The sequence below is a fragment of the Stieleria sedimenti genome (assembly GCF_025060895.1).
GTDB classification, from domain to species: Bacteria; Planctomycetota; Planctomycetia; order Pirellulales; family Pirellulaceae; genus Stieleria; species Stieleria sedimenti.
In genome coordinates, this window is the sequence record NZ_JANZKV010000050.1 from 1 (window position 1) to 8,905 (window position 8,905).

General features: G+C 58.6%; 7 protein-coding genes. 4 read left to right on the top strand and 3 right to left on the bottom strand.

Annotated features, from left to right (window positions below):
* Positions 1–595: 595 nt before the first annotated feature.
* Both NZK35_RS08065 and NZK35_RS08070 read left to right on the top strand, forming a co-directional pair.
* Positions 596–2,470 carry a DUF1800 domain-containing protein gene (locus NZK35_RS08065; protein WP_259632022.1) on the top strand — a complete coding sequence of 625 codons (1,875 nt, stop codon included), beginning with the start codon at positions 596–598 and terminating at the stop codon, positions 2,468–2,470.
* Positions 2,471–2,548: 78 nt separating this feature from the next.
* Positions 2,549–3,988 (top strand): DUF1501 domain-containing protein, encoded by a 1,440-nt coding sequence (locus tag NZK35_RS08070; RefSeq protein ID WP_259632023.1) that lies wholly within the window; start codon positions 2,549–2,551, stop codon positions 3,986–3,988.
* A 211-nt stretch (positions 3,989–4,199) separates the two neighbouring features.
* Here NZK35_RS08070 and NZK35_RS08075 read toward each other — a convergent pair whose 3' ends face one another.
* Positions 4,200–5,105, bottom strand: coding sequence for a DUF1559 domain-containing protein (locus NZK35_RS08075; protein WP_259632024.1), 906 nt, complete (start codon positions 5,103–5,105; stop codon positions 4,200–4,202).
* Between the two features lie 98 nt (positions 5,106–5,203).
* Here NZK35_RS08075 and dtd point away from each other — a divergent pair, with 98 nt between their 5' ends.
* Entirely contained in the window at positions 5,204–5,635 is a 432-nt protein-coding gene (gene dtd / locus NZK35_RS08080) for a D-aminoacyl-tRNA deacylase (RefSeq protein ID WP_323379622.1), read from the top strand.
* Positions 5,636–5,847: 212 nt separating this feature from the next.
* Here dtd and NZK35_RS08085 read toward each other — a convergent pair whose 3' ends face one another.
* Positions 5,848–6,630 (bottom strand): metal-dependent hydrolase, encoded by a 783-nt coding sequence (locus tag NZK35_RS08085; RefSeq protein WP_259632026.1) that lies wholly within the window; start codon positions 6,628–6,630, stop codon positions 5,848–5,850.
* Positions 6,631–7,023: 393 nt separating this feature from the next.
* On the opposite strand from NZK35_RS08085, the gene NZK35_RS08090 reads away from it, so the two are divergent.
* A complete protein-coding gene (locus tag NZK35_RS08090; RefSeq protein WP_259632027.1) occupies positions 7,024–7,695 on the top strand; it encodes a CvpA family protein in 672 nt (223 codons plus the stop codon).
* 482 nt (positions 7,696–8,177) lie between these two features.
* Here NZK35_RS08090 and NZK35_RS08095 read toward each other — a convergent pair whose 3' ends face one another.
* The gene (locus NZK35_RS08095) at positions 8,178–8,849 is read right to left on the bottom strand and encodes a PEP-CTERM sorting domain-containing protein (protein ID WP_259632028.1); all 672 of its coding nucleotides are present in this window, start codon (positions 8,847–8,849) and stop codon (positions 8,178–8,180) included.
* Between the last annotated feature and the right edge of the window lie 56 nt (positions 8,850–8,905).

Consider the following 8,905-nt stretch of genomic DNA (forward strand, 5'->3'; position numbering starts at 1 on the left):
ACCCTACGAGCGCCTTAATTCGGCGCGATCGCGATGTCTGTTTCAGTGACCGCAGTCCGGCCAGATGGATGCGGCCGGTAAAGATTGTGCGGGAATTGACGATTAGGGTTCACTGGGGGGAGTCCCGCCGTGTCCGATGGCGTGTCGAGGGGCGCGAACGAACTTTCGCAGCGCGGCCCTCTCTGGCATTTGCTTGCTGCGCAAACGCCGTCTCTCCCAGAGGGAGAGAATCTAAATCGGTTGCCAACTCCTGCAGCAAAAAAATTGACGTCCAGAGGGAGGCTGACGACAACTTTGTGGATGAACGGATCGCTTCAAAGGAAAGGCGTTTTCGTTTCGCTCAAGGTGGGGGGTTCCCTCCCCTATGTCTTCGCCCCCCATCCGAGTCTTCTGATTGACCGGCGCGGTCGTGTGACTTAGCTTGCCTGTCGCGAATGTTGCGATTGTTTGGAAAATCCGACGGGGGTTGTCGCCGTTCGCGCCTCCCACGCGTTCAAGAACGCGAAGGGGTCTATTCCAAATGGCTCGCGAGAGATGGCTCGTCCGTTGAGGGTTCGCCGGATCGCTGAGCCGAATCCTTTTCAAGGTGAGAGCGATGCTGTTGCGGACAGGGGCTTGGATCCGGTTGCTGATTTGCGTGCTTGCAGTCGGCTTGAAGGTGCCCGCAGTCGATGCGGGCACGTTTGAGGTCGATTCGCGTCGTGACGTTGCGGTGGCGAAGCGCAAGATCCGCGCCGCACAGTTTCTCTCGCGCGCGACCTTTGGCCCCAACCTTCAGCAGATCGAAGCGTTGGCCGAGCGGATGGCGCAGATCGGGACGCGGCGTGCGTGTGAAGAGTGGATCGATCAGCAGATGGCCGTGCCGGCGGCTTATCACCGTCCGTTGGCGGTCGACATGATCGCCCGCGATGGGCTGAATTCCCGACAGAACGACGCCTACATCCAGCGTTACCGCTATCACGCCTGGTGGCATTGTGCGTTGGCCGGCGAAGATCAACTTCGTCAACGCGTGGCGTGGGCGCTGATCCAGATTCTGGTGACCAGCCAGGACGGTGCAGGGTTCAACGATGTCGGCGCCGGGCATTACAGCGGGGAAGGGCGGTGGCTTGGTCCGACACACTACTACGACTTGATGGTCAAGCATGCCTTCGGCAACTATCGCGAATTGTTGGAGGACGTGACTTATCACCCGGTTATGGGTGTCTACTTGAGTCACATGCGAAACCGAAAGACGGATGAGGCTGCCAATCGATTTCCGGACGAGAACTATGCCCGAGAGATCATGCAGTTGTTCACGATCGGACTGTACGAACTGCATCAAGACGGACGGCTGAAGACGGACGAATCCGGCAATTTGATCCCGACCTACGACAACGAAACCATCAAGGAGTTCGCCAAGGTCTTTACGGGGTTGGCGTTCAAGCCGCATCCCAATGCGACGGGGACGGGGCGGTTCTGGTGGGGCAACGAATTTGAAGAGCCGATGGAGATGTTCGACTTCGAGCATGAGCCCGGTTTGAAAACGTTGCTCGGCGGGGAAGTGATCGGTAGTGAAACGAGTGTGGATGGGGATGCCGATATCGCCGCGGCGCTGGACAACTTGCTGGCCCATGACAACGTGGCTCCGTTCCTTTCGCGACGATTGATTCAGCGGTTGGTCAAAAGCAATCCTTCCCGAGGTTACATTCGACGTGTCGCTCGAAAGTTCAACAACAACGGGCAGGGCGTCAAGGGTGACTTGGCCGCGGTCGTCAAGGCGGTGCTGCTGGATCCGGAAGCGTGGAGCGGTCAGCGGTTGCTGGGCCGCAGTCGGCCCTACCGCGTGGAGGTGATTGCCCGGGGAACCGATTACTCGACACTTTCTGAACCGGTGATTCGATACACGCGATTGCTGCGGGGCGTCAACGCGACCAGCAATCATCACAGCGGCCGCGCGATGTTGATGTCACAGAATTACAACTGGACTCAAGAGCCGTACTTGTCGCCGACGGTGTTCAATTTTTATTTGCCCGACTACCAACCGCCCGGCAGCTTGCTCGGTTACACGCCGTCGCGTCGAATCCCGAACGGATTCTTGGCCGCCCCGGAGTTTCAAATCAAAACCCCGGTGACCTCGAATCGATTGGCCGGGCGATACATCTGGGACATCTCCAATCAAATGTCACAACAGCGTTGGTCCAACAACACCAGCGGGGTCTCTCACAACAGCGACATGGTTTTCCATTTGGAAGAGGAAGAACTGCTGTGTACCGAGGATCAAGACATGCACGAACTGATGGATCGGTTTGATTTAGTGTTTTGTTATGGTTCGATGCCCCAGGACTACAAGGAGAGGGTGGTCGAGGTCACGACGGCGGAGACGGCGTGGATGAAGACTAACCCGACCTGGCGTCCAAGGATGGAGGAGTTTCGGGTCAACGCGGCACTGATGGCGACCGTGTTGTCTCCGTTCGCCGCCGTCACGCAGTAGTTCGCCATGCAGTCGCTCATCGCGGAATCCGACGTCGATGATTCTGCTTCCCCCTGTTCCCGTACCGGACCGATTGTCATGAGACCTACACATCGCATCCACCGCGAGCCGCTTCGTCGAGATGTTTTGAAACTGGCCGGCGGTTGTGCGGCGCTGACGAACACGTCGTTGTTGTCGACGTTGTTCAGCCTGTCGGCAACCAATGCCGCCGTCGCCGCGAATGACTTGAGCGGCTACAAGGCACTCGTCTGTGTGTTCATGTACGGCGGCAACGATTCATTCAATATGCTGACGCCGCTGGATGCCGCCGAGCGGGCCGATTACCTGACCGCACGCGGAGGCGTTTATCAGCCGGGTAACGGCGCGCTGGGTTTGCCCGAAAATGAATTGCATCCGATCACCGACAATTCGACCGGGCGAACCTTCGGCATCCATCCGGGCATGGGAGACGTGCAGCAGATTTACCAGGCCGGTGATCTGACGTTTCTGTGCAACATCGGCAGCTTGGTCGAGCCGACGACGATGGCGCAGTACCAGTCGCGATCCAATCTGCCGCTGGGGTTGTTTTCCCATGCCGACCTGCAACGCCACTGGATGACCTCGGTTCCACAAACCCGTTCGCAGGTGACCGGCTGGGCCGGACGAATGGCTGATCTGATCACCAGTCAAGTCAATTCAAACGACAACATCTCGATGAACATCGCACTCAACTCGGTCAACATGATGCAGACCGGTGGATCGGTGATTCCGTACATCGTGACCAACTCCGGCGCCAGCGAAGTGGGATGGTATGGCCAAACGTGGACGCAGGCCAAGATCTACACGCAGTTGACCGATGACGTTCTGTCGCGATCCTACGGGAACTTGGTGGAGCAAACGTTCGCCAATGCCAATCGCAACGCGCTCGACTCGGCGATCGCGTTCAACGAGGCCGCCAATGCGGTCAACTTGAACACGACGTTCCGGACCACCAACAACAGTCTGTCCAGTCAGTTGCAGATGGTCGCCAAAACGATCGGCGCACGCGATGCGATCGGGCACTCGCGGCAAATCTTCTTCGTCAACATCGGCGGTTGGGACAACCACGACGAGCTGATCAATAACCAGCAAACCAATTTGACCCGTGTCAGCGAAGCACTGAAAGATTTTTATGACGCGATGACGGAATTGGGTGTCCAGAACGATGTCGTCACCTTCACCGCCAGCGACTTCGCCCGCACGCTCAACAGTAACGGACGCGGCAGCGATCACGCCTGGGGCGGCAACCAGATCATCATGGGCGGGCCGGTGACAGGAAATCAATTGTGCGGCACGTATCCGGATTCGTTGGCGCCCGGCAACCCGCTGGATCTCGGCCGCGGCCGTCTGTTGCCGACGACGTCGGTCGATGAAATGTGGTGCGAATTGGCGATGTGGTACGGTCTGGAAAATGACCATCAAATGGAAAGTATCCTGCCCAACATCCGCAACTTCGTCAACAAAGGACAGGCGACCTATCCGCTCGGGTTCTTGGCATAGAAATGGGGACGTTTGTTAGCGGCAGGACGCGAGCCCTCCGGTCTTTCGGCGTGCTATTGAGCTGCCACCGGACGGCTCGCGCCGTTCCGCTAACACTGTCGGTTGATTGTTAGCGGCAGGACGCGAGCCCTCCGGTCTTTCCGGGTGCTATCGAGCTGCCACCGGACGGCTCGCGCCGTTCCGCTAACTCCTTCCGCACCAACCGGTCGGTTCAATCGAGGGTGTCGTCGGGTAGCGGTTCGTTGCCGTTGGGTGTGACCAACGCGGCGAAGGTGCGCGGCGACAAATCGTTGCGGAGAAAGTGGCCGCGGCCATCGACCGTCGCCATCGTCACGCCGCTGGCCATTCTGCCGCCCGGTTCGATCCCAACCGTTCCGTTGATCACGCCTTTCATCGCCGTGTAATCAAGGTCCACCGGTTCGGCCCAGCCTCCGATCGCGCGGTTGACTGGCGGGGCGCCGGCGATCACCAGAAGGGTCTGGGACGCATTGTCTTGGATCTTGTCGGGAGACAAGGGACCCGAGGGAGGAAACAGCGTTCCCGGGCCCGTGATCAAGTAGTATCCCGACTGCGTCCCGGCTCGGTTGCTGTCGTTCGGGTGCACGTACACCGAGGGCATCGAGTAGCTCGCTTGCAGGTTCAACTCGTGGTCCCATGGTTTGCTAAGATCAAACTGGTCGTAGGTCTCCTGTTCCCCGAGGTAAGGCAGGATCAGCACACGCCACGAATGCATCGGGATCCCGGCGCTGTCGCGAAGCGTTGCCGGTGGATACGTTCCATAGTCGGCCGCGTACGCATTGAGTGCCGCGGCGATGCTCTCCAAGTTCTTGATCGACGAGTTTTGGATGCGGATCTCGGCAAGTCGTGAAACGCTGTCGCCGCCAAAGCGAATGGCGGCAAACGCGATGCAAATCAGCATCGTCAGGACAACGCCCGCGGAAATCAGCACGCCGAGGGGGCGTTTGTTTGCGGGGCGGGACGGGGAAGTCGTCGAAGCGGCGAAGTCGGGCAGCTGGATCGGTGCGCCGCACGAAAAACATTCGCCGGACTTTCCGCTGTACCGATCCTCGACCTGAGTTTGCGCGTGGCAGTGCGGGCAGGTAAACAGGTATGACATGAATGGTCAAACGACTTGCGAGACGTAGAGTACGTGATGATGATTGACAGCGCGCCCGAGAGCGCGAGCGATTCATTCTAGAGGACAATAAGTTGAAAGTGGTGTTGCAGCGGGTCAGTCAAGCGAGTGTTTCGGTCGAAGGAGAGGTTGTCGGCCAAATCGGAGCGGGTTTTTTGGCCTTGGTCGGAATCGGTCACGCGGACAATGAATCGGTCGTCAGCTGGATGGCAGAGAAGACGGCCGTGTTACGCGTCTTCGAAGACGACGCCGGGAAAATGAATCGGTCGCTGATCGATATCGGCGGCAGTGTTTTGGCCGTCAGCCAATTCACGCTCTACGGCGATTGTCGCAAGGGTCGCCGTCCGGCGTTTACCGACGCCGCCGACCCGGCGATCGCGGAGCGGTTGTACGAGCTGTATGTCGAGAAGCTGAAAGGGCAGGGGATTGGTGTCGAAACCGGAGTCTTCGCCGCAGACATGAAAGTTTCGTTGGTCAACGACGGTCCGGTCACGATGTTGCTGGAACGGTGAAGGGGGGAGTTTCAAGTTTCAAGTTTCAAGTTTCAAGTTTCAAGTTTCAAGTTTCAAGTTTCAAGTTTCAAGTTTCAAGTTTCAAGTTTCAAGTTTCAAGTTTCAAGTTTCAAGTTTCAAGTTTTTTGGGAACTGGGTGCTCTCGACTCCCCTTCTCCCCTTCTCCCCTTCTCTCCTTGTCTCCTTGTCTCCTTGTCTCCCTCTCTCCCCCTCTACTTCCGCTCCGCGGAAGGACGCGAAGCGCTAAAGCCTAATTCGGGCAGTTGCCACTGTGGCGCCGTCCAGTCGGATGGCGGAGACGTCGGAGTGTATTGCCAGCCGGGTTGTGTGAGATCGTACTTGGCGCGTTCGCGCAGCCGCGCCGCGATCTTGTTGTCACTCCATGCGGTGTAGCAAAGCCCAAACAGGAGCGCGTACACAAACACGTTGGCGATCGCGTCGTTGCCAAGGAACTTGAGTGCAGTTCCAAAAGACTTCTTCGTGCGCAGCCGTGCCACGCCGACTTCGACGGCCCAGATTTCGTCCAAGATCAAGTGGACCAGAAAGCCGACGACAACTGCCACCGCTTTGTAGGCCCGTTCGGCGTCGCTAGTGGTCGGCATCGCCAGGTAGGCGATCAATCCCGATACCCCCGCGGCAGGCAAGCTGTGCCACATGCCGCGGTGGACGGTGAAGCGTTTGAAGAATTCAAAAGCGCCGAATCGGATCACGACATAGATCAGCATCGCCGCCAAAGCCATCGACTCGTGGGACAGGTCGTAGTCGCGAAAGCGATTGAGCATCATCATCGGGGCGACTGCCGCAGTGAACATGCTGATCTCGCGCAGCGGAATGCCACCGTCGCTATCCAAGTCCGGAAGCATGCCGCTGACCGAACAGAGACCACCGGCCAAGATCCCATTTTCCAGCGTCATCGATTGCGAGGTCACGCCCCAGTAACCGTAGGCGATCCCGACAAGCGTGCTGGCGCTGATGTGGGTTTTGAAATCTGCCACGCTAGCAAATGGGTGAGGGGCAGGGGAGGGCGGTCGTGCAAATTGGAAACTCGGTACATACCGCTTTCGATGGTCTGCTGCCAAGACTGGATTGCGATTGGTCTTCGCTTGCGGCGCGTCGATCGCGTATAAGTCATCGCGGCGACGCCCTGCCCTCGGTCCTGTCGGATCGTTGCGGTCACGGGCGGCGTGCAATGTCAACGACGTTGGCGCAGGAAGTGTTAGCGGAACGGCGCGAGCCGTCCGGTTTCAGCGTGAAAGACCGGAGGGCTCGCGCCCTGCCGCTAACAAAAGACATTTCGCGTGGCGTCAAAACTGGAGGCGTCGAGCGGCTGTAGTGCACGTGATTGGCGAGATTGAAGTTCAAGGACAGAGTTGCGAGGACAACGGCTTGTGGAGACCTATGACATCTTGATGCTGATCGTGCTCGCCGCTGCCGCCATTTTTGGCGCGGTCAAGGGCTTCGCATGGCAGTTGGCTTCCATCGCGTCGATCGTGGTCAGCTATTTCGTGGCCTATCGATTCCGCGAACCGCTCAGCCATTCGATCGTCGCCGAACCTCCCTGGAATCGCTTTCTGGCGATGTTGATTCTGTTCGTGGGGACGTCGCTGGTCGTCTGGGTTGCCTTCAACATGGTCCGCCGGACGATCGACCGAATGAAGCTGAAGGAATTCGATCGCCAGATCGGAGCGCTGTTCGGTCTGCTCAAGGGGGGGCTGTATTGCACGCTGATCACGCTGTTCGCCGTCACGCTGATGGGGGACGGAATTCGCGAAAAGATTGTTGCTAGCAAAAGCGGCCGATTCATCGCCCGGCATCTCGACCGCAGCGAGTCGGTGATCCCACCGGAGATCCATCAGTTTTTGCGTCCGTACTTGGAGCGATTCGATGCAGAGTTCGAGGGCTCCCAAACGCAGCCCGATGCCGGGTTGGCCGGCCGGCTGATCGACGCATCTGAAGGCGTCGAGGGCGTCTTGGTCGATGAGATGAGAGACCGATTGCAGCCTGTGTTTTCACCCGAGCAGAACAGCACGCTCGCACGCCCGGCCGGTTGGCGACCGTGAATGTTGAGCTCCAGCGGGACGCGTCAGCGACCGGCGCGTGATCGCATTCCAGCAGGGCAGCGCAGCGGACGGTGTCGAAGCGGAAACTCACTCAAACACGGGGTTTTTTGCAGTCCCAATACAACATAAGAGTGATTATCGGACGTTGCAGGGGCGGTGTTTTGTGCCCTGATTTGTGCTTTCAGCCTCGCTGCTGTGTTCGCTGCGTACTGCGAACCGAGTACTGCGAACCGAGTACTGGGTACCGGGTGCTGCGTACTGATTACCGAGTACTGAGTGCCGAGTACTGATTACCGAGTACTGATTACCGAGTACTGAGTGCCGAGTACTGAGTGCCGAGTACTGAGTGCCGAGTTGTGTGTTTGCTTGGTTGTCGACAACCAAGCGATTTCACCGCGCTCGGTTGTCGACAACCGAGCGGTAGCGGAAGCCGCGACGGCTTTGGGCGGCTGTGCCGCCGAGCCAAATCGCTTGTCGCGTCTTTACCGTCGTCGGCGACGCGATCGCAGCAAGCCGAACGTGCAAACCAACGACAACGCCAGCGCGCTGGACGGTTCCGGGATCGCGGTCACTTGACTGCTCAGCGTGAGCGCCCGTCCGAAGAACCCTCCCCCGGAGTTGGCGGCGGCCGATTCGAGTCCGAAGCCGACGGTTTGGAACGTCGTGAAGTCGCCATCGACGGCGGAACCGTCGGAAAGGACAAACCGGGTTTCTCCGACCGTCGGTGCACGCAGCGTGACCGTTCCCAGCGAGGCTTCGAAGATGCCGTTGCCGCGATCGATCGAGGTGCGTCCGGGTTGGCCGAAGCCGGGGCCGAAGGCAGCAAAGGTCAACGTCGACGGGCTGGATCCGGCGTCAAAGCCACCGTCGCCGTTGAGTGTCAGCGATTCGAACAAGCCATCGCTGCCGATGCTTTGCAGCGAGAGATTGAAGGCGTTCAGATTCGCTGTGCCGATCAAGGTGCTGTCGGATCCGGTGGCGGTTTCTCGCAGAACAACTTCCGCATTGAGTGCTTCACCGGCCGTGGTTGCAATCGCGCTGTCCATGCCGTCGCCACGATTGGTCCGCAGCAACAGGTCGTAGGTGAGTTCGGCTTGGGCCGAGGAAAGCGTCGTCAAGAGGACAATCGCAAAGGTGGTTATTCGCAAATTCATTTTGTAATCTCGGAATGGTAGTCGTAGAAAACGGAGTGAAAGGTTGAATCGAATGA